Annotated in this window: 21 protein-coding genes, 1 pseudogene and 1 riboswitch; of the genes and pseudogenes, 17 read left to right on the forward strand and 5 right to left on the reverse strand. The window is 47.4% G+C overall.

The genetic code is table 11. From position 1 onward, the window contains the following. The 3 genes and pseudogenes from NC796_RS22260 to NC796_RS22270 form a co-directional block, all read left to right on the forward strand. The coding region (locus NC796_RS22260) for a transposase (RefSeq protein WP_310687897.1) at window positions 1-248 on the forward strand (248 nt) is incomplete at its 5' end. 70 nt (window positions 249-318) lie between these two features. Further along, a pseudogene (locus NC796_RS22265) lies at window positions 319-528 on the forward strand (recombinase RecA); the annotation flags it as partial. Window positions 529-561: 33 nt separating this feature from the next. Continuing rightward, window positions 562-1,974: a histidine kinase dimerization/phosphoacceptor domain -containing protein gene (locus tag NC796_RS22270; RefSeq protein ID WP_310687900.1), complete on the forward strand. Its 1,413-nt coding sequence runs from the start codon at window positions 562-564 to the stop codon at window positions 1,972-1,974. 46 nt (window positions 1,975-2,020) lie between these two features. Here the strand turns inward: NC796_RS22270 and NC796_RS22275 are convergent, their stop codons facing one another. Then, window positions 2,021-2,521, reverse strand: coding sequence for an NlpC/P60 family protein (locus NC796_RS22275; RefSeq protein WP_310687902.1), 501 nt, complete (start codon window positions 2,519-2,521; stop codon window positions 2,021-2,023). 94 nt (window positions 2,522-2,615) lie between these two features. On the opposite strand from NC796_RS22275, the gene NC796_RS22280 reads away from it, so the two are divergent. The 9 genes from NC796_RS22280 to NC796_RS22320 all read left to right on the forward strand — a co-directional run bounded on the left by NC796_RS22280 (window position 2,616) and on the right by NC796_RS22320 (window position 16,794). After that, on the forward strand, window positions 2,616-3,341 hold the full coding sequence (locus NC796_RS22280) for a pyridoxine 5'-phosphate synthase (RefSeq protein WP_310687904.1): 726 nt from the start codon (window positions 2,616-2,618) through the stop codon (window positions 3,339-3,341). Between the two features lie 337 nt (window positions 3,342-3,678). Then, on the forward strand, window positions 3,679-4,575 hold the full coding sequence (gene era / locus NC796_RS22285; protein WP_310687906.1) for a GTPase Era: 897 nt from the start codon (window positions 3,679-3,681) through the stop codon (window positions 4,573-4,575). Between the two features lie 720 nt (window positions 4,576-5,295). Further along, window positions 5,296-5,455: riboswitch (SAM riboswitch) on the forward strand. A gap of 148 nt (window positions 5,456-5,603) precedes the next feature. Then, window positions 5,604-6,101, forward strand: a complete 498-nt coding sequence (locus tag NC796_RS22290; RefSeq protein ID WP_310687908.1) for a CoA-binding protein — start codon at window positions 5,604-5,606, stop codon at window positions 6,099-6,101. Window positions 6,102-6,123: 22 nt separating this feature from the next. Next, window positions 6,124-7,455 carry an O-acetylhomoserine aminocarboxypropyltransferase/cysteine synthase gene (locus tag NC796_RS22295; RefSeq protein WP_310687909.1) on the forward strand — a complete coding sequence of 444 codons (1,332 nt, stop codon included), beginning with the start codon at window positions 6,124-6,126 and terminating at the stop codon, window positions 7,453-7,455. A gap of 15 nt (window positions 7,456-7,470) precedes the next feature. Next, window positions 7,471-8,601 (forward strand): homoserine O-acetyltransferase, encoded by a 1,131-nt coding sequence (metX, locus tag NC796_RS22300; protein ID WP_310687910.1) that lies wholly within the window; start codon window positions 7,471-7,473, stop codon window positions 8,599-8,601. A 10-nt stretch (window positions 8,602-8,611) separates the two neighbouring features. Next, window positions 8,612-9,838: a hypothetical protein gene (locus NC796_RS22305; protein WP_310687913.1), complete on the forward strand. Its 1,227-nt coding sequence runs from the start codon at window positions 8,612-8,614 to the stop codon at window positions 9,836-9,838. A 152-nt stretch (window positions 9,839-9,990) separates the two neighbouring features. Continuing rightward, entirely contained in the window at window positions 9,991-14,598 is a 4,608-nt protein-coding gene (gene gltB, locus NC796_RS22310; protein WP_409070408.1) for a glutamate synthase large subunit, read from the forward strand. A gap of 131 nt (window positions 14,599-14,729) precedes the next feature. Further along, window positions 14,730-16,214, forward strand: coding sequence for a glutamate synthase subunit beta (locus NC796_RS22315; protein WP_310687917.1), 1,485 nt, complete (start codon window positions 14,730-14,732; stop codon window positions 16,212-16,214). Window positions 16,215-16,593: 379 nt separating this feature from the next. Then, on the forward strand, window positions 16,594-16,794 hold the full coding sequence (locus NC796_RS22320; RefSeq protein ID WP_310687919.1) for a hypothetical protein: 201 nt from the start codon (window positions 16,594-16,596) through the stop codon (window positions 16,792-16,794). Between the two features lie 103 nt (window positions 16,795-16,897). On the opposite strand, the gene NC796_RS22325 is transcribed toward NC796_RS22320, so the two are convergent. After that, on the reverse strand, window positions 16,898-17,146 hold the full coding sequence (locus tag NC796_RS22325; RefSeq protein ID WP_310687920.1) for a hypothetical protein: 249 nt from the start codon (window positions 17,144-17,146) through the stop codon (window positions 16,898-16,900). Window positions 17,147-17,692: 546 nt separating this feature from the next. Between NC796_RS22325 and NC796_RS22330 the strand changes: the two genes are divergently transcribed. After that, the gene (locus NC796_RS22330; protein ID WP_310687922.1) at window positions 17,693-19,348 is read left to right on the forward strand and encodes a M1 family metallopeptidase; all 1,656 of its coding nucleotides are present in this window, start codon (window positions 17,693-17,695) and stop codon (window positions 19,346-19,348) included. Between the two features lie 79 nt (window positions 19,349-19,427). Here NC796_RS22330 and NC796_RS22335 read toward each other — a convergent pair whose 3' ends face one another. Continuing rightward, complete coding sequence (locus NC796_RS22335; protein WP_310687924.1) at window positions 19,428-19,631, reverse strand: hypothetical protein; 204 nt, start codon at window positions 19,629-19,631, stop codon at window positions 19,428-19,430. Between the two features lie 205 nt (window positions 19,632-19,836). Here NC796_RS22335 and NC796_RS22340 point away from each other — a divergent pair, with 205 nt between their 5' ends. Together NC796_RS22340 and NC796_RS22345 are read left to right on the forward strand one after the other, a co-directional pair. After that, window positions 19,837-20,328 carry a hypothetical protein gene (locus NC796_RS22340; RefSeq protein ID WP_310687925.1) on the forward strand — a complete coding sequence of 164 codons (492 nt, stop codon included), beginning with the start codon at window positions 19,837-19,839 and terminating at the stop codon, window positions 20,326-20,328. Between the two features lie 152 nt (window positions 20,329-20,480). Continuing rightward, window positions 20,481-21,065, forward strand: a complete 585-nt coding sequence (locus tag NC796_RS22345) for an NUDIX hydrolase (protein ID WP_310687928.1) — start codon at window positions 20,481-20,483, stop codon at window positions 21,063-21,065. Between the two features lie 29 nt (window positions 21,066-21,094). Here the strand turns inward: NC796_RS22345 and NC796_RS22350 are convergent, their stop codons facing one another. Further along, window positions 21,095-21,310: a helix-turn-helix transcriptional regulator gene (locus NC796_RS22350; RefSeq protein ID WP_409070407.1), complete on the reverse strand. Its 216-nt coding sequence runs from the start codon at window positions 21,308-21,310 to the stop codon at window positions 21,095-21,097. Between the two features lie 2 nt (window positions 21,311-21,312). After that, complete coding sequence (locus NC796_RS22355) at window positions 21,313-21,765, reverse strand: hypothetical protein (protein ID WP_310687930.1); 453 nt, start codon at window positions 21,763-21,765, stop codon at window positions 21,313-21,315. 117 nt (window positions 21,766-21,882) lie between these two features. Here NC796_RS22355 and NC796_RS22360 point away from each other — a divergent pair, with 117 nt between their 5' ends. Further along, a complete protein-coding gene (locus NC796_RS22360; protein WP_310687931.1) occupies window positions 21,883-22,548 on the forward strand; it encodes an ATP-binding protein in 666 nt (221 codons plus the stop codon). A gap of 265 nt (window positions 22,549-22,813) precedes the next feature. Beyond that, window positions 22,814-23,683 (forward strand): hypothetical protein, encoded by an 870-nt coding sequence (locus tag NC796_RS22365; RefSeq protein ID WP_310687933.1) that lies wholly within the window; start codon window positions 22,814-22,816, stop codon window positions 23,681-23,683. Window positions 23,684-23,746 lie beyond the last annotated feature (63 nt).

Here is a 23,746-nt window from a genome sequence, read left to right on the forward strand (position 1 = left end):
GCAAGATCTCCAAACAGGGCAATGCCCATATCCGACGGGCCCTCTATATGCCAGCGGTCAGTGCCAGCCAGCATAACCGGGCCCTGCGGGTCTTCTACCAGCGATTGGTCGCCAAGCATCCGGACCATAAAAAGATTGCGCTGACCGCCGTCATGCGGAAACTGCTGCTGCTCATTTACAGCCTGTGGAAAAGTGGGCAGTGCTACGATGAGGAGTTCCATTACCAGCAAATAACCAAAGCAGCCTAACTTAGTTAAGTTTCTCAGCTCCGCTTAGCTTGACTTTGGACACAGTACCTTTATTGCAAGTGAAATGGACGCCAGCTACCTAGCAGACAACATCCTCTTTTTGCGATACCTCGAGTTCAAGGGAGAGCTCAGGAAAGCCACGGGCGTACTGAAGAAAAGATTAAGTAAATTCGAGCATTCAATCAGAGAGTTTAAAATTACCGGCAATGGAATAGCAGTGGGAGAACCACTTACAGATCTGAATGGCATTTTATCCGGTCAGCCGAAACAAAATCAATAACTAAATTGGAGTTTAGGGTTCCATAACGCCTATATGAATTTTAATCTTAGCAGCTCTCCTCCCCGAATTTTCCTAAACCTTTCAAATCCGACGGAAGAGCAGATGGTTCGGCGGTTTTTTCCTGACAACTATGAATTCGACCTCGCCTCTGACCATGTTACCAGTAATCATGATTTGGGAATTGTTAATATAAAATACCTCAAAAAAAACAACAGTGACCTGTCTCTTCTAAAAAATGATCTAGAACCACTTTTCCTGCCCCTTGTCTTAGTAGGACGAGAGACGGTAATCGATCGGGTTAATGCAAATGACTGGAATATCCTTGACGACTTTTTTCCCACCCCGGTGTCCGCTAATATTTTTAAAATAAGAGTTAAAAGCCTGTTAAATCTCCGGCAAAAGTCGATCAAATTGAACAGGGAGAATAATTTATCCCATAAGGCAATCAATGCTATTGAGGCCGGCATTGTCATTACTGACGCCACCAAAGATGACAACCCGATCACATTCAGCAACAAGGGATTTAAAAAGATGACTGGCTATAAGCATGAAGAAGTGATAGGCAAAAACTGCCGTTTCCTTCAAAAAAACGACCGAGACCAGAAAGCCTTGCAGAAAATTCGGGGCGCCATTGCTGAGAGCAGGCATGAAAAGGTGATACTGCGTAACTACAGGAAGGATGGGTCCCTCTTCTGGAATGAGCTTTCAATCTCTCCCATCAAGGATTGTGACGGGAAAAATGAATATTTTGTGGGAGTTCAAAACGATGTTACGGACCTGATCAAAGCACGTGATAAACTTGAGGGATTAGTAGAGGAAAAAGAGACGTTATTGAAAGAGGTTCATCATCGTATTAAAAATAACCTTGCTGTAATCGTTGCCCTCCTTGAACTTAAAATATTAAATATTGCCGATCCCAAAATTGTTGAGACCCTGCATGAAACGAAAAACCGGATTTTTTCAATAGCGAAGGTACATGAATTACTCTATGAGCATAATAACCTTCATAGTATCCGTTTCGATATTTATATAGAGAAACTAACCACGCATCTTCGCGAGACCTATCGCAGCAATGAAAAAAACATTGAATTCAGACTTTCACTGGAGCAGGCAACACTCAACCTGAACCAGGCTGTACCTTGTGGAATGTTGCTCAGCGAGCTTATCACAAATTCCATAAAACATGCTTTCAACCATAAAAACGAGGGAAAAATAACAATATCACTAGCTGAATCGGACGGCACATTTTACCTAAGTGTAAAGGATACCGGCGATGGGGTCGTCAATGATTCAGATATAGATACCCTTCTTGTCTTGGAGGACTCTATCATCAACACGCTGTTAAAACAGCTTGGGGCAGAGTGGAATATTGAGGCAGAAAAGGGACTAACATTTTCTTTTCATTTTGAACCTGGCTCCTATACCGGTCCATCAAATGAACTCTAAACTGGTTATGAAATACGCACAAATCAAAGCCAGGTTAAACTTCACGTCACATCACACGCCTTGCCCCCAGGTAACGATTGGCCCAATAGCTGTCATATATGCTGCTCATGGTCACCCCTTCGGAGGTTGAGGCGTGCAAAAACTCCCCGTCTTCTATCAAAATACCGACATGGAATGTTCTGCGTCCCGTTTTAAAAAAGACGAGATCACCGGTTCGAACCGAACGACGCCGTATGCCCTCGCCTTTGGTGAGTAAGCGGCGGGTATGCTTTGGCAGGTTAACCCCAAAATACTCGTCAAATACAATGCTGACAAAGGAGGAGCAATCCACCCCTGAGGATGAGCGGCCTCCCAGCCTGTACGGGGTGCCCTTCCAGTCGCGGTAGGCTTGCCGGAGTGAAACCTTGGCAGATTCATATTTGCTTACACGATAGGCGGTGGGCGTATCTCCTGAACTACTGCTTCCAGAAGGAGGAACAGTTCGACGGGAAATACCACAGGCCGTTAAAAAAGTGGCCAGCAATATGTAGATGATAACATGTTTCATGGGTTTAAATCCACGCGAGGGTCTACATTCTCATGTAAATGATCTATATTAAACGGATAAATTACAACCTGAAAAAGTTCGATTCGATACAACTATGCGACTTTTGGTAAATGTAGACCATGTAGCCACACTCCGTAACGCCCGAGGTGAGGGTTATCCCGATCCGGTAGAAGCGGCCAGAGTATGCGAAGAAGCCGGGGCGGCGGGAATCGTCTTTCACCTCCGTAAAGACCGACGCCATATCCGCGAAGCCGATGTGTACCGCCTGAAAGAAAATGTAAAAGGGATCCTGGATTTCGAGATGGCCGCCACCAAGGAGATGATTGAAACCAGCATCGATGTGAATCCGCACCTCATCACGCTGGTACCGGAAAGTCGCGAAGAACTTACGACCGAAGGCGGGCTTAGCATGGATACGGTTTTTGAGGATTTCAAAAGCCGCGTTTTCCCCAAAATCCGGGAAACCGACATCGAGATCAGCCTGTTTGTGGATCCAAACCCGGGAGATATTGAGAAAGCGGCAGAGCTGGGCAGCGATGCCGTAGAACTGCATACCGGTACTTATGCCAACGCACGCACCGAGGAGGCCCAAAAACATGAACTGCACCGCCTGAAAGAAGCGGCGGAACAGGCACACAAGCTGGGTATGAAAGTGAATGCCGGGCACGGTCTCAACCTGAATAATACAGAAGCACTGGTGCAAACTGTGCCCCACCTGCACGATATAAGCATTGGGCACGCGCTGGTATCGAGTGCCGTTTTTATGGGACTGGAAAACACAGTAAAAGCGTTTTTGGAGATAATGGAAAAGTATAATTAACACGTTTGCGGCTAGATCAAATGCCTAGAAAGGTATAAATACTCTCCGCGTCATCCCGGATCTCCAAAAGCTGCCAGAAATCTCGTGGAGCCTTCTAGCGTTGATAACATTGTCTAATCAGATCAACGTAATGATTCCTTGAGAGATCCTGAAACAAGTTCAGGATGACACAGATCTATTTTTTTAGCCGCTAAAGGCATTAACCAGGATAATGACCACTTTGATAACTTGCTTTCTACCAGGAAAAGAAACTCAGAGAAGGAACTCCTAATGTTGGGAGGGAGTTGAACTCCGACCCAAATACACCAAGCTAATTTTGATTTTACATCATACCTAGATGACAAAAAAAGAAGAAAATAAAGAACACAAATCCGGCTATGTAGCTATCGTAGGCAAGCCCAATGCGGGTAAATCCACGCTAATGAACCAGATTTTGGGCAGCAAAATTTCTATTACCACGCCCAAACCGCAGACGACACGCCACCAGATTATCGGCATCCACTCGGAGGAAAACCTGCAGATCATCTTCCTGGATACGCCCGGTATCATCCACCCGCGCTACGAGCTGCAAAAAGCGATGATGAGCTTCGTCGACCGGGCGCGCAGCGATGCAGATATCGTGCTATTCCTGGTAGAGGCCGGGGAAAATCGCATGCCCGATTATGCGTTTGACGTGTTCAAAACCATGAACAAGCCGATTGTGCTGGTGGTCAACAAAATGGACACCAGCAGCAGGGAGCAGGAAAAGGAGATGGTAGAATCGCTGAACGAATCCTACCGCTTTGCAGATACGGTTTATATCTCGGCATTAACGGGCGAAGGCGTCCCTGAGCTGATGAACATCATCTATGACAATCTGAAACCGGGCCCGCCCTACTATCCCAAGGAGATGCTAAGCGAGCAGCCTGTACGCTTTTTTGTGGCCGAGCTCATCCGCGAGCAGCTTTTTATGCAGTTTGAACAGGAGATCCCTTACTCCAGCACCGTGGATGTCATCCAGTATGACGAGCGGGAAGACTTGGATTATATAAACGCCGAGGTGATTGTTAATCGCAATTCACAAAAAGGTATTTTAATAGGAAAAGGCGGAAAGGCGATTAAAGAGCTCGGTAAAAAATCGCGCCAGGCAATACAGGATTTTGTGGGTAAAAAAGTATTTCTGGACCTGCACGTAAAGGTGCGCGACAAGTGGCGCGAAAACCCGAATATGGTCAGGAATTTTGGTTATAGGTAGCGAGGGGATTAAGAATTAAAAATGTAGAATTAAGAATTATTCTTGACCGCTTCCAACAACTTATCCAAACGCGTTTAGCGGTTAAAAAGTAGCCTTTGTGTCACCCTGAACCACTGTGCTGAACTTGATTCAGTATCTCTTTCAGGATCTCGTAGAGCCTCTATCTTTGATATCGACTCTCAACAGATCAACGCTAAGTGCCACCCCGAGATCTCCGACAGGGTGTCGGAGGTCCGGGATGACACAGAGGGTATTTCTTGGTTCTTTACCATCTAATCTAACCGCTAAATACATTATCCTTTCAACATTTTTAATGCTTTATATTCTGTCCCTAATATGTTGATCACAGAGCAACACCATAAAGTCACAGTGTTAACTAAGGCTTAACTAGTGGCTTCAGAAAATTTGTATTTAACCGTTCAACGTTTATTTCCACATAAAAAAAGACACAAATTAATTTGTTGTGAAAAAACCTCTAAAAATATTATACTTTGCATTCACTTGAGAAATCATTGAGCATTATGGAAATGATTATTGACAAATGCCGGGTTTTTATCCAATGCAGCTGTTGTTGTATGATGGCTCGGATGCAGAAAAGTAGTACTGAAGGGCTTAAGTGACAATTCATGATAGAATTGACTGAAATTCTCAAAAAGCCCTTCGACATGACGCGAAGGGCTTTTTTAATATTAATTCGTTCTTTTTTGTTTATTGTAACTACTCTTATCGAGAAAGGCAGAGGGAACAGGCCCTACGAAGCCTTAGCAACCGCCTCTTACATGCAAAGAACACAACTTGTAAATGATATGTAAGCAGGGTCAGGTGCTAAATCCTGCTTTTTCTGGTCAGATTTTCTAACCAGCAAAAGGGAAGATGAGATTGAGGACAGCCCTTTAAAGGCAAAGAGCAAAGCCTCTTCTGAACTTCCGCGACCACTATCGATGAGAAGTTCAGAAGAGGCTTTTTTTGTTTTCCGTAACAGCAGATAAGCTGGAGTTGGATTAACAAAAATCAATGTAGAGCAATCGATGAAATCAACGTTTGACAACTGGTATGAAAAAAAGATGCGGGCCAACCCGGAGATTTCGGCCGAGACCGATCGTGCCGGAGAACTGCTCGATCAGATCGATACCATTGCCATCGTTGGAATTTCTCGAGATCGACACCGGGACAGCCATTTTGTGGGCCGGTACCTGAAAAAAGCGGGCTATACCATCATCCCGGTCAATCCCGGTGCTGATGAGATCCTAGGTGAAAAGGCCTACCCGGAACTCCGGAGCATCCCGGCAGAAATTGACGTTGTGGATATCTTTCGCCCACCGGAAGTGATACCGGAAGCCGTTGAAGAAGCCCTGGAAGTGAATCCAAAGGCTATTTGGCTTCAGCTCGGTACGGGTACACACAATGAGCTAAAGGAGAAAGTAGAAAAAAACGGCATCCATTTTTTTCAGAACCGATGTATGAAGGTAGACCATCAGTTTCTTATTCGTCCTAAAAAAGAGCAACGAGAGAAAACTGTATCCTAAACTTAACCAACCAGGTGACATTATGAGTAACGAAAACGGAGAAGAACGCAACTATCGATTTGAGACCCTACAACTACACGCGGGGCAGGAGCCGGATCCCACGACCGGGGCCCGCGCAGTGCCAATCTATCAAACCACCAGCTATGAGTTTGATGACACAGAGCACGCCGCCACGCTGTTTGCCCTAAAGGAGTTCGGCAATATCTATACCCGTATCATGAACCCCACGACGGATGTGTTCGAAAAACGTATCGCCGCGCTGGAGGGAGGCGTCGCAGCAGTGGGCACAAGCTCGGGACAGTCGGCCCAGTTTATGGCAATCGCCACAATTGCACAGGCTGGTGATAACATCGTCTCAACCAGTTTTCTCTATGGGGGTACCTATAACCAGTTCAAGGTAACCCTGCCCCGCCTCGGTATCGATGTTAAGTTTGTTGAAGAAGATACCGTTAAGGCATATGCGGGAAAAATCGACGACGACACAAAAGCCATTTACGTGGAATCAATCGGGAATCCGCGGGGAAATGTGCCTGATTTTGAAGGGCTTGCTGAACTGGCTGACAAGCACGGAATCCCGCTGATTGTGGACAACACATTTGGCATGGCTGGTGCTGTCTGCAAACCGATTAAGCATGGTGCTAATATCGTTGTTCAATCCGCCACAAAGTGGATCGGTGGACACGGCACAAGCATTGGCGGCGTCATTGTTGATGCAGGGAACTTCGACTGGGGCAACGGCAATTTCCCGGTCTTTACCGAACCGTCACCAGCATACCACGGCCTCAAGTTCTGGGAAGTATTTGGTCCTGAAGGTCCCTTTGGAAACATTGCGTTTGCTATCCGTACACGTGTTGAAGCACTTCGGGATTTCGGATCAGCTCCTTCTCCGTTCAACAGTTTCCTGATGCTCCAGGGCCTCGAAACGCTCTCGCTGCGCGCGGAACGTCATTGCGAAAATGCCCTTAAACTGGCCAAGTGGCTGGAAGAACACGACAAGGTTTCCTGGGTGAACTTCACCGGGTTGCCTGATCACCCGTACCACGAAAAAGGCAAAAAATATTTAGAGGGTGATAAATTCGGCTCAGTTCTCACGTTCGGTGTTGAAGGCGGATACGAGCCGGCCCGTGAACTCATTGACAATATCGAGTTGGCCAGCCACCTGGCAAATGTGGGAGATGCAAAAACACTAATCATCCACCCCGCTTCCACCACGCACCAGCAGCTTTCGGATGACGAACAGGCTGCAAGTGGAGTGAAGCCGGACTTGGTACGCGTCTCCGTTGGACTCGAACATATCGATGACATTATCGAAGATTTCGAACGAGCATTTGCCAAACTCGAAGTAACAGCTTAACGAACATCAATACGGGTGTGGAATTTCACTAATTCCACACCCGATTCTAAAGGCCTTGCCGGCAATGGGCTGCAGGGCCACAACTATGAACAAATGAACGAAGGCGTAAAACAACATACTTTAAACAAACCGTTTGTTACGGAATCGGGATTTAAATTCCCGGAACCGGTTATTGCCTACAAAACGTGGGGTCAGCTAAATGAAGCACGTGACAACGTGATCTTGATCTGCCACGCGTTAACAGGCAACGCCGCGGCTGACGAGTGGTTTCCCGGGCTTTTTCAACCCGGCGGCCTCCTCGATACAGATCGCTATTTCGTGATCTGTACCAATGTCCTCGGCAGTTGCTACGGCACCACCGGGCCCTGGTCTGTAAATCCCGATACCGGCAAACCTTATCGTGCTGATTTCCCAAAAATAACGATTCGTGATATCGTTCGTTATCAGCAGCAATTTTTGGATGAACTTAATATTGAAGGCATTGAGACGGTCATCGGCGGATCGATGGGCGGCATGCAGGCGCTTGAATTCGCGATCATGGACGATCGCGTTCGCAGTGCCGTGCCCATAGCCATGGGGAAAGCACATACCAGCTGGCAGATCGGCATCAGTCACGCACAACGGCAAGCTATTTTTGCCGACCCCAAGTGGAATGGCGGATTTTACGAAAAAGATGACGGCCCCTCCGAAGGGCTCTCTGCCGCACGCATGATGGCGATGATCAGCTATCGATGCCAGAAAGATTTTGAAAACAAGTTTGGCCGCGAACTGCAGGATGGCCATGACGAACTGTTCCAGGTGGAATCATACCTGAATTACCAAGGCCAAAAACTGGTTGACCGCTTTGACGCGCTGACCTATGTATACCTGACCTGGGCGATGGATGCCCATGATGTGGCCCAGGGACGCAGCGATTACGCCGAGCTGCTCGATTCGGTAGATATACCTGTACTCATAATCGGCATAAACTCAGACGTACTCTACCCTGTGAATGAGCAGAAAGAACTGGCCAGCCTGTTGGGCAACGGCCATTACGAGGAAATCATCTCAGAATATGGGCATGATGCGTTCCTTATCGAATTTGATCAACTAAATGCTTTGATTAAGCCCTTTTTGTCAACATCCAAAACCCATCAAGCTGTCTAACAAGCTCGAAATGTCAGAATCACCATTGATAAAAAAAGATACCGTCTCCTCAGACAGTTCCGAACTTAAGCTGCTCAAAAACGAGCATCTGCCGGTATTGGAGCAACTTGTCGATTCCAGCCGAAAGCTCAACCAAGCAGCCAACCAGTTAATTGATCGTATCCAGCCTGCATCCCAGACGATCCCGGTATTTATTGCGGGAACCGGTGCAGTTGGGGGAACACTCATTAAACTTATTTCTGAGCTGGAAATTACTGTTGATTGCAATATTAAAATCGTCGGAGCCTGCAACAGCAGCCACTATATTTGGAATGAACAAGGCCTTCCTCCAGCTGAGCTCACCAAACAAATAAAAAAGGGTGAGAAAACGGATTGGAATCTCATTCTGAACAAACTGACAAATTACGCTCCGGGCAGACTCATTTTTGTCGATGCCACCGGCAGTGAAGAGGTCGCAAGACGCTACCCTACAATCCTGGAATCGAGCATAAATATTGCTACTCCGAGCAAGCTTGCGAACACTTTTGAGCAGGATTTTTACGAACAACTTCAGCAAATTTCGCGATCTCAAGAGGTCGAATTTCTCTATGAACCGACGGTGGGAGCCGGCCTTCCCATCCTCTCTACCATCAACGGTCTGCTCACCACCGGAGACGCCATTAAAGAGATCTCAGGCGTGGCTTCCGGCACTATGACGTACCTTTTTAACGAATTGGAAGCTGGTACACCGTTCAGCAAAGCTGTAAAAAAAGCCAGAAAACTGGGCTATGCAGAGCCCGATCCGAGGGATGATCTTTCTGGTGAGGATGTGGCGCGAAAATTTCTTACATTAGCACGAACAATCGGTCTTAAGGTTGAGCGGAGCGAACTTGACATTCAAACTTTGGTACCTGAACATCTGATTTCAGTCGACAAGGAGACATTTCTTGACGAACTATCCGAGGTCGACAAATATTGGAAGTCACAAATTGAAGAAGCTAAACAGCGTAATGAAACACTCCGCTACGTCGGCAAGCTTACAAATCATGACATATCCGTCGGAATAGAATCGGTACCTGTCGATTCTCCCTTAGGGCGTTTAAGTGGCACGGATAATCTGTTCCAGATTTTCACCAAGCGCTACTCGAACTCCCCAATCGTAATCCAGGGCCCGGGTGCCGGAAAAGAAGTAACGGCAGCCGGAGTACTGGCCGATATCCTTAACATTGCAAAAAAGATAATCGTGTCGAAACATTAATTACCCGGGAGCCTCAACTCCTGGTAAACAATGCTTATTGTCCATTGTCGGAAATGGACTTAAGCAAAGCCGGGCGGATTTGAAGACAATCCTGCGTGGTATTTACGTTTAACTAGAAACAACTGTAAGTAAACCGAAACAATTTTATGCACATGTCTGGAATGAACATGCCTCCCAAACAGGGATTGTATGATCCTAAAAATGAACACGATGCCTGTGGTATCGGGTTTGTTGTGAACATCAAAGGAAAGCAATCCAACGAAATAATCAATCAGGCATTAACAGTACTGCACAACCTGGACCACCGTGGTGCAACCGGCAGCGAAGCCAACACAGGTGACGGTGCGGGTATTCTGATCCAGATCCCTCACAAATTCCTGGAAAAATCATGCGAAGGACTGGGCTTTGAACTGCCTGAACGCGGGCAATATGGTGTGGGAATGATCTTTTTCCCCGGCGATCGTGAAGACCGGATTCCCTGCGAGAAAGTTGTCGAAGAGATTGTAGAAGAAGAAGGCCAGGAAGTACTCGGCTGGAGAAAAGTGCCCACTGATAATTTCTATCTGGGTAAAACGGCTAGGGATACAGAACCATCAGTACGACAGATTTTCATAGGGCGAAGCGATGATCTGGAGACCGAACTCGATTTTGAACGCAAGCTGTATATCATTCGTCGTCGTGTGACCCGTGCTATCGAAGAGACAGATCTGGATATCAAGGACAAGGATTTCTTCTATATCGCCAGTCTCTCTTCCCGCACGATTATATATAAAGGAATGCTTACTTCCACACAGCTCCGTGAGTTCTATCCCGATCTTCAGGATTCCAACATGGAGTCGGCGATGGCACTGGTTCACTCGCGATTCAGTACCAACACGTTCCCGAGCTGGAAGCTGGCCCACCCCTATCGCTACCTGATCCACAACGGAGAGATCAACACGCTGCGTGGCAACCAAAACTGGATGCACGCGCGAGAGTCACAATTTGCCACCGAGCTTTTCGGCGACGACATAGACAAGGTCCACCCGATCATCCAGGAGGACGGAAGTGATTCGGGTAAATTTGATAACGCCCTTGAGTTCCTGACGCTGAGTGGCCGTTCACTTCCCCATGCCATGATGATGATGATTCCCGAGCCCTGGGAAGGCTACGAGGATATGGATGAGGACAAAAAGGCTTTTTACAAGTACCACAGCTGCCTGATGGAACCCTGGGACGGTCCCGCATCTATTGCCTTTACTGATGGCAAAATGGTGGGAGCGACGCTCGACCGTAATGGCCTGCGTCCTTCTCGATACTATGTCACCCGGGACGATATGGTTGTGCTGGCTTCAGAGGTAGGCGTCCTCGATATTCCACCTGAAGAAGTTGTTCAAAAAGAGCGCCTGCAACCGGGACGAATGCTGCTGATTGATACCGAAGAAGGCCGTATCATCAGTGATGAAGAAATTAAAAAGCAGATAGCCACTGAACATCCCTACAAGGAGTGGCTGGACAAGAATTTTGTCACATTCGATAACATTACCAACGGTCTTAAGCTAAAAGAGCCCGAGGTTTCTCACGAAGCCGTGGTTCACCGGCAAAAAGTGTTTGGCTACACCTATGAAGATCTCGAAGTCAATGTAGGTCCTATGGCCGAAAATATGCTGCAGCCCGTAGGTGCCATGGGGAATGATGCCCCGTTGGCTGTTCTGTCGAACCAGCCACAGCTGTTGTACAACTACTTCAAGCAGCTTTTTGCCCAGGTAACCAACCCTCCTATCGATCCGATTCGCGAGGAGATGGTAACCTCTACGGAAACCACTCTTGGTTCACAGGGTAATATTTTGGATCCAAGCCCGGAAAGCTGCCGACAAATTGAGCTGAAGACACCTGTTCTGAAGAATGAAGAACTTGATGCTCTGAAGAACCTTGATCTTGAAGGATTCAAAAGTAAAACGCTGCCGATCCTGTTTGAATCCGGCAGTGGTGGTGAAGGACTTGAAAAAGCACTTGATGAACTGTTTGCATCAGCTGACAAAGCTATTGAGAACGGGGCCAATATCCTGATTCTCTCCGATCGCGACTTCGGCCAAAACAAGGTGCCGATCCCGGCGCTGCTGGCTGTTTCAGGTCTGCATCACCACCTTATTCGCACCGGACAGCGTACCGAAGTTGGTATCGTGCTTGAATCCGGCGAACCGCGAGAAACCCATCACTTCTGCCTGCTGCTTGGCTATGGCGTTGAGGCGGTAAATCCGTATATGGCCTACGAAAGCCTGCACGACCTGATCCAGGAAGATATGCTGGATATCAGCTACAAACGTGCTGTTAAAGGCTATAACAAAGCCGTCGTCAAGGGTATCGTCAAAGTGATGTCCAAGATGGGAATTTCCACTATCAAGTCGTACCGAGGTGCACAGATTTTTGAAGCGCTCGGTATCAACAAGAATGTTATTGACAAGTATTTCACCTGGACTGACTCGCGCATTGGCGGAATTGGACTGGATACGATTGCTGAGGAAGCGCAGTTGCGACATCGCAAAGCATTCCCCGAAATTCAGACCAACGGCCAAGTGCTGGATGAGGGCGGACAGTACAAGTGGCGCCAAAACAGCGAATACCACATGTATAACCCCGAGACCGTTCACACGCTACAGCTTGCCAGCAAGAGCGGTAACTACGATCTGTATAAAGAGTTCGCCAGCCTGGTGGATGATCAGTTTGATCCCCCGCCGACGTTGCGGCACCTGTTGGGCTTCAATTATAATGAAGAGGATGCGGTTCCCCTTGAGGAAGTGGAGTCCGTTGAATCGATCTGCAAGCGGTTCAAGACCGGGGCGATGTCCTATGGTTCTATCAGCCAGGAAACGCACGAAGCCCTGGCGATTGCGATGAACCGCATTGGAGGAAAGAGCAACACCGGTGAAGGAGGCGAAGATCCTGCACGTTATACCATTGACGAAAATGGAGACGACCGCAACAGCCGTATCAAGCAGGTTGCCTCCGGACGATTTGGTGTTACCAGCCAATACCTGACGGAAGGTGATGAGATTCAAATTAAGATGGCGCAGGGCGCCAAGCCCGGTGAGGGTGGCGAACTGCCGGGACGTAAAGTCTATCCATGGATTGCCAAGGTACGACTTTCAACGCCCGGCGTGGGATTGATTTCACCTCCACCTCACCACGATATTTATTCAATTGAGGACCTGGCTCAGCTGATTCATGATCTGAAGAATTCGAACAAGGATGCCCGCATCAACGTCAAGCTGGTTTCTGAAGTGGGTGTTGGTACCATTGCGGCCGGTGTTTCGAAGGGACATGCCGATGTTATCCTGATTAGTGGTAATGACGGCGGTACCGGGGCTTCCCCACAGACCAGTATTAAGCATGCTGGACTGCCGTGGGAGCTCGGCCTCTCCGAGACGCACCAGACGCTGGTGCTCAACAAGCTGCGCAGTCGCGTAACGCTTGAAACGGACGGGCAGATCAAAACCGGCCGGGATATCGCCATTGCTGCGCTCCTGGGTGCGGAAGAGTATGGGTTTGGAACCAGCGCCCTGATTACGCTGGGCTGTATCATGATGCGCGTCTGCCATCTCGACACATGTCCGGTAGGCATTGCTACTCAGAATCCTGAGCTGCGTCACAACTACGAGGGCGATCCACAGAACGTGGTCAACTTCATGAAATTTGTTGCACAGGATCTGCGAGAACACATGGCCAAGCTCGGCTTCCGTTCTGTCGACGAGATGATCGGTCGTACCGACAAGCTCAAACAGCGCAAAACGGATCACTGGAAAGGAAAGTATCTCGATCTGTCCCCGATCCTCCACCGACCGAAAAATGCCGATGAAGTGGGCACGCGCAAGATGATTAACCAGAATCACGGCCTCGAAAACTCTCTTGATATCCAAACGCTGATGGATATCTGCGAGCCGGCCCTGAATAGCCAAGAACAGGTGAAGGCCCATCTTCCCATCAAAAATATCAATCGTGTGGTTGGTACGATTGTCGGTAGTGAGCTTACCCGACGATACGGATCAGAAGGATTGCCGGAAGATACCATTTACCTGCAGTTTAAAGGGTCAGCTGGACAGAGCTTCGGTGCTTTTGTGCCAAACGGTATGACACTCGAGCTGGAGGGTGACGCCAATGATTACTTTGGCAAGGGCCTCTCGGGCGGTAAGCTTATCCTGAAGCCATCGGCTGGATCACAGTTCACTCCCGAGGAGAACATCATTGTTGGTAACGTTTCCCTCTACGGGGCAACAAGTGGTGAAGCCTACATTCGCGGAATGGCCGGAGAACGGTTCTGTGTGCGAAATAGTGGTGTCCACGCTGTTGTTGAAGCAGTTGGCGATCACGCCTGTGAATATATGACCGGCGGCCGCGTGGTGGTACTCGGTCCCACAGGCCGAAACTTTGCAGCCGGAATGTCTGGCGGAATCGCTTATGTATTGGATCCTGACAACACGTTCAAAAATAACTGCAATACCGAAATGGTATTCCTCCAGGAGCTGGAAAATGAAGATGAAATTGAGAACGTTGAACGCATGATCCGTCGCCACGGCGAATACACAGACAGTAACAAAGCATGGAAGGTCTTGGCCAAGTGGGACGAGATGGTTCCACAGTTCGTCAAAGTTCTGCCCAAGGACTTCAAGCGAATGCAGGATTCCATTGAGAAAGCTGAAGAACAGGGTCTTACCGGTGAAGAAGCGGCTCTTGAAGCCTTCTACGCCAACAAAGAAGACAAGGCTCGTGCAAGTGGAAACTAAATAATTTAAAAGCCACAGAGACGCAGAAGCCGAACCTTCTATGATTGGTTTTGCGGGTAATCTCTGTGGCTGACACAAACTTTTTAGACACAATATCTAAACGGTAAACGATACAAAGATTATAGACTATTATGGGTAAACCGACCGGATTTATGGAATTTGATCGTCAAACAATTCCATATAAAAAACCAAAAGACCGGGTCAAAGACTGGGACGAGTTTTATATAGAGCTCAGTGAAGAAGAACTCCAGAAACAGGGTGCCCGCTGTATGGACTGCGGAATTCCCTTTTGTCACACCGGCATCGAGCACAATGGGAAAGCGCTCGGCTGCCCTATCAACAACCTGATTCCCGAATGGAATGATTTGGTCTATCGCGGAAAGTGGAAAGAAGCACTCCACCGCCTCCACAAAACGAATAATTTCCCTGAATTTACAGGACGCGTTTGCCCCGCACCTTGCGAAGGCTCATGTGTGCTCGGCATTACCGATCCCCCTGTAGCCATTAAGAGCATTGAACAGTCGATCATCGACAAAGGCTTTGAAGAGGGCTGGGTCAAGCCGAATCCCCCGGAGAAACGCACCGGCAAAGAGGTAGCCATTGTGGGATCAGGTCCCGCGGGTCTGGCTGCTGCCGATCAGCTCAACAAGGCCGGACACAAAGTGACGGTTTACGAGCGTAATGATCGCATTGGAGGGCTGCTGACGTACGGCATCCCGAATATGAAGCTGGACAAATCCATTGTTAAGCGCCGTGTAGATCTGATGGCTGAAGAAGGGGTTGAGTTTGTCACGAATACAGAGATCGGAACGGATATTCCCGCGCCGAAGCTCAAAAAAGATTTTGATGCCGTAATCCTGGCCGGCGGTGCTACCAAACCGCGTGACCTGCCGATTGAAGGCCGTGACCTCGATGGTATTCACTTCGCGATGGAATTCCTGCACGCCGATACCAAGAGCCTGCTGGATTCCGATCACGAAGATGGCAACTTCATTTCCGCCAAGGACAAGAATGTGATCGTCATTGGTGGTGGTGACACCGGTACCGACTGCGTTAGTACTTCGATGCGCCACGGGTGCAAGGACCTCACACAGTTCGAGATCCTACCCAAACCGCCGAGCAGCCGTGCCCAGGATAATCCCTGGCCCGAATGGCCCAACATCTACAAAATTGATTACGGGCAGGCTGAAGCCAAAGAGAAGTTCGGTGATGATCCACGTGAATACCAGGTGATGACCAAAAAGTTTGAAAGCGACGGCAACGGGAACGTCAAAGCGTTGCACACGGTACGGGTAGAATGGAAATCCGGCGAAAATGGCAGTATGAAGCCGGTCGAGATTGAAGGCACTGAAAAAGTCTGGGAAGCGGATCTCGTGCTGCTGGCCATGGGCTTTCTCGGTCCGGAAGATCCTGTACTGGAACAGCTCGACGTTGAGCGTGATGATCGCTCAAATGCCAAGGCCGAGCACGGCGATTACCACACCAGTGTGGAGGGCGTTTTTGCGGCTGGTGACATGCGGCGGGGGCAGAGCCTGATTGTATGGGCCATCAACGAAGGCCGTGGAGCCGCACGCGAATGCGACCGCTGGCTGATGGGCAGTACCGAACTGCCGTAGGCAATTTTGAATTGTGAATGATGAATTTTGAATTATAAGATTCAATTCATCATTCCTCATCTTTTCAATCCCCTTTGCCGGTTTGGCGAAGGGGATTTTTTTATTGGTTCCAGAAGTAGGTTATCAATCATTACTATCATAACCACAATTATCCCCCCTTACCTTCTCCCACATCATGAGATTACTATCTCGGATACCCTGAGACGTATATCTCATAGATTATAAGATAAGTATCTCAGAGACACTGAGACGTATACCTCATACACTTTGAGATAGTCATCTCGGGTACCCTAAGATATATATCTTATCCTTGTCAAGATACTATCTTATCTTACTTAACGTCAGTTCGATATAAGATTTCTTATCAATAACCCGACGCTTGGTCCCCTATGCTCTGCGTTGGGACCTGTTGGGACGCTCCGCGTTCAGTATAACCTATGGTGCCACAGAGACGCGGAGCGTCAGAGGGGCTTCCGCCGCCGAGCTGACGGAAGCGAGCAATTGGTGGAAGAGTCCTCGGGCTACCCGGAATGCTGATAAATGCCGGTCAGCGACTGGTTTTTGGCAGCTGGAAGGGTAGTGGTTCAATAGCAATTCATAACGACTGTTTATCTGCAACTCACGTTAAAATATGGTTTATAGACATCTTTAAAGGTTTACCACAGAATGAGTAACAGAAGAATTTACTTTTTCACCTCGTAACTTGTTTCAACGCGTCTGAGGCTGTCTAAAAAGTCACGTTCAACAATCAGATTCCTAAAAAACAAGGCATATGGTTCGAATCGATCGGTCAATCCTCCTGTCCTTCCGCCAGTGGGCGGACAGGCTTTGGAGCCGTGACCGACTCCGGCGGTAGAGGGATTTAGCTTGCTCAACGAAGCCTTGGCAAAGTTGAGGGAGATTGATATTACCTTAATTATTAAGGCACCCATTTCCCGGTGTGGACTTTTTGGACAGCCTCGGATGTGAGCCCGGCAAAAAAATTTCCCCTTCATCAAAGGGGGCCAGGGGGATGTAGCCCATATTGAAACAGCTTCACCACTGAACTGATGGGCAGCTTATTGCCCGCCCCCTATACAAAAGGCTACTGCCAAAGCCGGACGCTTGCAAGCGCGTGGGCAGAGCAGCACATCCCCCTTTTCTTCGGCGGTGGCCGAGTTCATTTCCCCTTCGAATCGGAATTTCGTGCTAGTACAATACGACCAGCCATAGGCGCCTCAAAAAACAGGGGGACTCGCTCGCTATAGATTTTTTGAAACACTAACGTCCTGCACTGAAAGTGCAGGGTTTTAAACCCCGTCTTGGGGACTAATTAATTATCTCCTCCCGTACCTCCGGTGCGGAACGTACCCTCGCTCAACCTCCTGTTACTGTAGGCACGATGCATCGTGCCCCCTGCATTTACACTTCTCCGATGATTTGTCAATTTCCGAATTTTTTGCTTTACCGGCTAAGAGCATTTTTTTATATATCGAACTATGAAATCGACAAAACCTCTATTACTCCTTCTGCTCATCCTCTCATTTTCACTGGATACGCTCGCCCAAGAGCCTGAATTTACGCGCGCCGACACGCTTCGCGGTTCCATTACGCCACAGCGCGCCTGGTGGGATGTCACGTTTTATGACCTTCACACTAAAGTTCAACCATCCGACTCTACAATTTCGGGGTGGAACCAGATCACCTACCGGGTCACGGAACCCCAAAATGGGCGCAGGATGCAGATCGATCTGATACAGCCTCTGCAACTGGACAGTATCGTGCAACAGGGACAGCAACTGGATTTCACACAGGAAGGTGATGCCTATTTTGTAGATATTCCCTACGCACAACACACCGGGCAAACTTATACCATCATTGCCTGGTATCACGGGCAGCCTGTCGTGGCTAAAAATCCACCCTGGGATGGTGGCTTAATCTGGAAGACGGACACGCAGGGCAATCCCTGGATTGCAACGGCCAACCAGGGCATCGGTGCCAGCGTGTGGTGGCCCAACAAAGATCACCAGTCCGACGAACCCGACAGCATGGGTATCCATATCACGGTGCCTTCGTCGATCAAGAATATTTCCAACGGAAGACTTCGTGATACTACGCGGCATGGCAACGGAACAACAACATGGTCGTGGTTTGTGAATAATCCCATCAACAACTATAACGTGGCGGTAAATGCCGGCAATTACGTGAATTTCAGCGACACGCTGCAGGGTGAGGGAGGAACGCTCGATCTCAATTACTGGGTGCTGGAACCGTATCTTGAACAGGCAAAAAAGCAATTTGTACAGACCAAACCGATGCTTCGCTGCTTTGAGAACTGGTTTGGCCCCTACCCTTTTTACCAGGATGGCTTCAAACTCATTCACACGCCACACCTTGGGATGGAGCATCAAAGCGCTGTTGCATATGGAAACGGGTTCCAAAATGGATATATGGGTACCGATCTATCGGGAACTGGCTGGGGATTGACGTGGGATTTTATCATTGTTCATGAGAGCGGGCACGAGTGGTTTGGGAATAACATTACAACCAAAGATGTCGCCGACATGTGGGTGCACGAGGGCTTTACCAATTACTCAGAAAACCTATTTGTAGAGTGCCTTTGGGGCAAGCAGGCCGGGGCGGAATATGTAATTGGCACGCGGAAACGTATACAGAACGATCGGCCCATTATCGGAACGTATGGTGTTAAACAGGAGGGATCCGGCGATATGTACTATAAAGGAGGAAACCTGCTGCATATGATCCGCAATATTATTGACGATGATCACCGGTGGCGGCAGATCCTGCGCGGTCTCAACCGAACCTTTTACCACCAGAATGTGACATCAGCACAGGTGGAACAGTTTATTAGCAAGCGTTCCGGCATCGATTTCAGCAACGTTTTTGATCAGTATTTGCGGCACGCCAATATCCCGGTATTGGAATATTACTTTGAAGATGGGAATGTATTTTATCGCTGGAATGCAGATGTAGTGGAGTTTGATATGCCGGTGGAGGTAAAGTTGGATACTGAGCTGATGACGATCATTCGTCCCACAACCAAGGAATGGCGATCCAGTCCATATATGAACCCCTCAAATGAACTGGTCAACAGCAAAGACTATTACATCAGGAAAGAACAGGTGAAAAAGTAGTATTCATTGTTCAGGGTATTTTCCTCATGGCCATGTATCCGGAGTGTAAGGAGAATAGCCATGAGGATTCGACTAATCGTCACTCGTTTCCGGTAGCTTTGTCTTCCCGCCTTTTTTGATAGAAGATGCTGATCACGACAACAATTATTAATACCAGCCAGTTAATGGGATCGGTCAGCATATTTTTCATGCCTGCCGTCCCCCCATTTATATACCCTATCACCATTAAAATTCCGAAAAAAACAACGAGTGACCACAGCGCGTCTTTCAAATATTTTTGCATTATATATCCAATAAAATTGAGTTCATTTTTGCAGAATGCTTCCACAGCGTCCTTAAAATAGGATTTCGTGCTGTATAATGCATGTAGATACAGGGCCGATAATTTATCAACTGCCCAGAAATTTAATCGCCCTATGGAACACCACCTCTTTTTTAGTCCTATAAACCCATCAAACCTAAATTTGAACAAGAATTGGACTCTTTCTATGATCATATCTACGAAAAAAACAGCACTATTTATTGGACTTTTATTTACTCTCTCTGTCGCTACCGGTTTCGCTCAAAATCGACCGGAAGTCGGTGATGTGGGGCTGTCAGCATCTGTTCAAACCAACCAGACCAACCTCTCGGTTCCGATCTGGGCTTCAGAGCAGGTGGTCATTGCCCCCGTTTTTGGACTGGTGCATGAAGAAGAAAATTTTACCACCGTCAATGTGGGAATTAAGCCTCGTTTCTATCGAGATCTCGGCAATAACTTTGCAAGTTATGTAGGCCTGCAGGGACTAATACAATATACCTCTCCCGAATTCGGGGATGAACTCACGGATATTGTGATCGGGGCCACCGGTGGAGGCGAGTATTTCCTGGACAGTCATTTCAGCCTGGGAGTAGAAGGCCAGCTGAACTTCCTGTTTCGGGATAATGATGAAAATCGCGTAGCAACCGGAGCTGCGGTAACCGGCACATTCTACTTCTAGCCCTCGGGTTACAGAACCACTTTATCGCATCCGCCTGGGAAACCGGGCGGATTTTTTTGATTTGTGTCACTGCAGGATCGAGAGTTGAGAAGTAGCATAAAATCGGGTACTATTTTTAAAACAATGATGAATTCAGTGTGCCTGTGAATCAAATGGCTGATACTTTCCGTTTAGTTTCAATATTTGCGCTTCTTATGTCCTGTCTATTTGCAAATAAGTTGCCCGTCCAGGAAAATCCCAAACCAAGAGAGCTTATCGTCAACAATCCGAAGTCCCTTGTTGAGGAGCATGAGGTGCCATTCCGTGAAGTAACCAGGCGTTTTGCGAAGGATAAATTTAACGGACTTCAAAAAAGATATAGCCAGATAGCAGGAATCGTGATGATTGGAATTACGAATGAGAAGAACGAAGTGTTATTAAAAGGTCCGGACGCTTGGTCACCACCCGGAGGTGCCGTAAAACCCGGAGAGGACTGGGCAGCCGCTGCACGCAGAACAATCGAGAATCAAACAGGGGCTGCCATTCAGGTAGAAGAACCTGCGCTTGTGGAACAGATGCATTTTCAAAAGAAAGGAGATCATGAAGCAACATTTTCAGCGTATATTCTGCATTTTGAGGCTTCTTTGACTGATCAAAGCAAAAATTTAAGTAACCACCCAGAATTTGCATGGTTTCGCAAGGTTCCAGAAGCTGCACATCCAAATCATATAAAACACATTAAGCTATACCTGGAGTAAATAGTGTTCATTTCAGCAAACTTTTTGCTCTATTCGGTGACATACTGAAATACTTCTTCCAGCGATACATTAAACACTTCTGCAATCCGAAAAGCCAATTCAAGAGATGGGGAATACTTGGCAGCTTCTATAGCATTTATCGTTTGGCGGGTAACACCCACCCGGTCGGCCAGCTCCTGCTGTGTCATCTCACCATGATTAAATCGCAGCTTCCTTATTTTATTTTCTATTGAACAGCCTTCCATGTTTACTCACCTTTCCGGTAATAAAAAAGCTGAGTCCCTGATTTTAAAAGATTAGCACTTAACAATATTACCACCAAGACATGAAAAGTCATAAATGGCATGGACAATAATAATGGTTCACCTCTATGTTCAGTGAGCATATCACTTATCAGCACATTCGCGATTAAGGTAGCAATAGCCACCATCAAGAAATAGTAGGCATTTCTAAATCCTTTTGCTTCTATCTGTTTATCACGCTCATCTTTGAAAACGCCACCCCATTTGGTCGATTTCATAATGCCTAATGTAAACTCAACTAAAAATGTGATCCCGATGACCTTCCAAAACAGATCAGTGAAATACTCAGCATAATTTTCAAGACCCGTTGGCCATCCAAAAACTGACACCAAATAAAATCCCACTATGGCAAGCGTAAATCCAACCGAACTCCATGCGTATATTTCTTGCTTCGACATAACATTTTCCCTTGGTTAATATTGAATTTGCAAATATTCTACGTATTGTAAAATAAAAGTTACATCATGTATAGTTTTTTTTACATCACTCCTTGTTAAGAGGATTAAAATAGCTTTATGAAAAAGAGGACACTCCTGTCGTGGAGTTGCGGGAAAGATAGCGCCTGGGCGCTGCACCAGCTTCGGCAGAATCCGGAAATTGAACTTGAAGGCCTGTTTTGTGTGACCAACAGTAAATTCAATCGCGTAACAATGCACGGAGTACGGATTGAACTGCTTCGGCTGCAAGCGGAGAGTATTGGACTGCCTTTGCATATAGTCGAGATCCCCTATCCCTGTAGTGACGACAAGTATGCCGAGGTTATGTCAACATTTGTGAAAGATGCTAAGAATGCCGGTATCGCGTGTTTTGCCTTTGGAGATCTATTCCTTGAGGATGTAAGAAGGTACCGGGAGGAAAAGCTAGAAGGTACCGGCGTCGAACCGATCTTCCCGCTATGGAACCAACCAACTGATGAGCTCTCATCCCAAATGGTCGAAAGCGGTATAAAAGCTGTGCTGACATGCCTCGATCCCGCGAAGCTTCCGAAAGAATTTATTGGCCATGAATATAACGAGCAGTTCTTATCCTCTATTCCAGTAAAGATAGATCCATGCGGCGAACACGGTGAATTTCACAGTTTCGTATTTGACGGCCCGATGTTCCAAACACCGATAGACGTTTCGTTGGGCAATGTGGTAGAGCGTGACGGTTTTGTGTTTATGGATGTCACATCTTCCTGATTATCTATTATTCTCTCCGGTGTGAAATAATTTGTGTCTCATTATTGCCGGATATTTTTAAAACACGTAATTTATATTGTTCTGCGATGCGGAGTCGTGGCAGGTGCGCATGCCTGCATATTTTTATTCTATTCATGAAGAGCCTAATCATCGCTTCCTGTTATCCATTCCTGCACATCGTGCGGAACGCGTTCATTCAATCTTTTCTCTCCAATAAGGATAATCCAATATCACATTAACTGCGCATTTACCCTAAGAACACGAAATGAAAACCAAATTTAACAGTAAGAGTTTTATTGTTTTTCTGTTAGCATTGTTACCGTTCACCAACAGCCTATTTGCCCAGCAAAATTATCGGCTTGAAAAAGCTCCCTTTCATAAAACAACTAAAAAATTTGACCTCGCAAACGGGGCAAAAATTGTACACCTGCCTGTTATGATAGACGAAAAGGTGAAAACAGAATTTTTCTACCAGGGTCGCGAGGCCGTGCTCCTGCCCGTAGTCGATCTGATGAACCACTATCTCGACAGCTTGGCATGGTCATATGCAGTAGATTTTGGCCCTATGCCCGCAAAAGGCAATCCCTATGTTTTTGTAGGAAGTAGTGAAGCCGAAACTGCACCGCCCGGGGCCGAGATGATGCGCGAGGAACATGATAAGTTTCCGCCCATGATGGCGTATGTACAAAAACCCTCCCGGGAATGGGCCATTCAATTACAGAACGTGATGGCTACAGAACAGGCCGATTATGCCGTGCTGATCTGGATCGGATTCAATGAATACCCCAAGGCCAACAAAGGATTGTTCAAAAAGAAAGTTGTGCTTGGTACCGGCTATGAACCTGAAATACGCTTCCTTTCCGCAGAGGATAAGCCGGTGGAAGTGCTGCAGCTCACCGCGATGTTGCTCAATAGCAAAGGAGAGGTAGTGCGAGCCGGTTCGGAAGCCTTCCTGCACGAAGATACACCGTTCTGGGCACAAGTAGCAGGCATCAGCAAATCAATTGACAATAGAACGATACAACAGGCTGTCATAAATCATCGGCGCGAGGATCTGCCAGGTAAACCTCTTGCATGGAAAGCGAGCCTGCAGACACTACTGGAACAAACCTTGCAGCGTCCCAAAACCCTTTGATATACCCCCTGTATTATGAATTTTCCTGCTTGTAAATTCATTTTAGTATTCGCACCATGCACA

It is taken from the genome of Aliifodinibius sp. S!AR15-10 (assembly GCF_031569985.1).
In the GTDB taxonomy this organism is placed as follows: domain Bacteria; phylum Bacteroidota; class Rhodothermia; order Balneolales; family Balneolaceae; genus JAMQKA01.

What these genes read in the sequence shown, in the direction of transcription:
- era (WP_310687906.1), top strand. Translation starts at nt 3,679, where the DNA reads ATGACAAAAAAAGAAGAAAATAAAGAACACAAATCCGGCTATGTAGCT.
- NC796_RS22295 (WP_310687909.1), top strand. Translation starts at nt 6,124, where the DNA reads ATGAGTAACGAAAACGGAGAAGAACGCAACTATCGATTTGAGACCCTA.
- NC796_RS22345 (WP_310687928.1), top strand. Translation starts at nt 20,481, where the DNA reads ATGGCTGATACTTTCCGTTTAGTTTCAATATTTGCGCTTCTTATGTCC.
- NC796_RS22270 (WP_310687900.1), top strand. Translation starts at nt 562, where the DNA reads ATGAATTTTAATCTTAGCAGCTCTCCTCCCCGAATTTTCCTAAACCTT.
- NC796_RS22355 (WP_310687930.1), bottom strand. Translation starts at nt 21,765, where the DNA reads ATGTCGAAGCAAGAAATATACGCATGGAGTTCGGTTGGATTTACGCTT.
- NC796_RS22350 (WP_409070407.1), bottom strand. Translation starts at nt 21,310, where the DNA reads ATGGAAGGCTGTTCAATAGAAAATAAAATAAGGAAGCTGCGATTTAAT.
- NC796_RS22335 (WP_310687924.1), bottom strand. Translation starts at nt 19,631, where the DNA reads ATGCAAAAATATTTGAAAGACGCGCTGTGGTCACTCGTTGTTTTTTTC.
- gltB (WP_409070408.1), top strand. Translation starts at nt 9,991, where the DNA reads ATGTCTGGAATGAACATGCCTCCCAAACAGGGATTGTATGATCCTAAA.
- NC796_RS22330 (WP_310687922.1), top strand. Translation starts at nt 17,693, where the DNA reads ATGAAATCGACAAAACCTCTATTACTCCTTCTGCTCATCCTCTCATTT.
- NC796_RS22290 (WP_310687908.1), top strand. Translation starts at nt 5,604, where the DNA reads ATGAAATCAACGTTTGACAACTGGTATGAAAAAAAGATGCGGGCCAAC.
- NC796_RS22365 (WP_310687933.1), top strand. Translation starts at nt 22,814, where the DNA reads ATGAAAACCAAATTTAACAGTAAGAGTTTTATTGTTTTTCTGTTAGCA.
- NC796_RS22360 (WP_310687931.1), top strand. Translation starts at nt 21,883, where the DNA reads ATGAAAAAGAGGACACTCCTGTCGTGGAGTTGCGGGAAAGATAGCGCC.
- NC796_RS22315 (WP_310687917.1), top strand. Translation starts at nt 14,730, where the DNA reads ATGGGTAAACCGACCGGATTTATGGAATTTGATCGTCAAACAATTCCA.
- NC796_RS22280 (WP_310687904.1), top strand. Translation starts at nt 2,616, where the DNA reads ATGCGACTTTTGGTAAATGTAGACCATGTAGCCACACTCCGTAACGCC.
- NC796_RS22305 (WP_310687913.1), top strand. Translation starts at nt 8,612, where the DNA reads ATGTCAGAATCACCATTGATAAAAAAAGATACCGTCTCCTCAGACAGT.
- NC796_RS22340 (WP_310687925.1), top strand. Translation starts at nt 19,837, where the DNA reads ATGATCATATCTACGAAAAAAACAGCACTATTTATTGGACTTTTATTT.
- NC796_RS22275 (WP_310687902.1), bottom strand. Translation starts at nt 2,521, where the DNA reads ATGAAACATGTTATCATCTACATATTGCTGGCCACTTTTTTAACGGCC.
- NC796_RS22325 (WP_310687920.1), bottom strand. Translation starts at nt 17,146, where the DNA reads ATGGGTGCCTTAATAATTAAGGTAATATCAATCTCCCTCAACTTTGCC.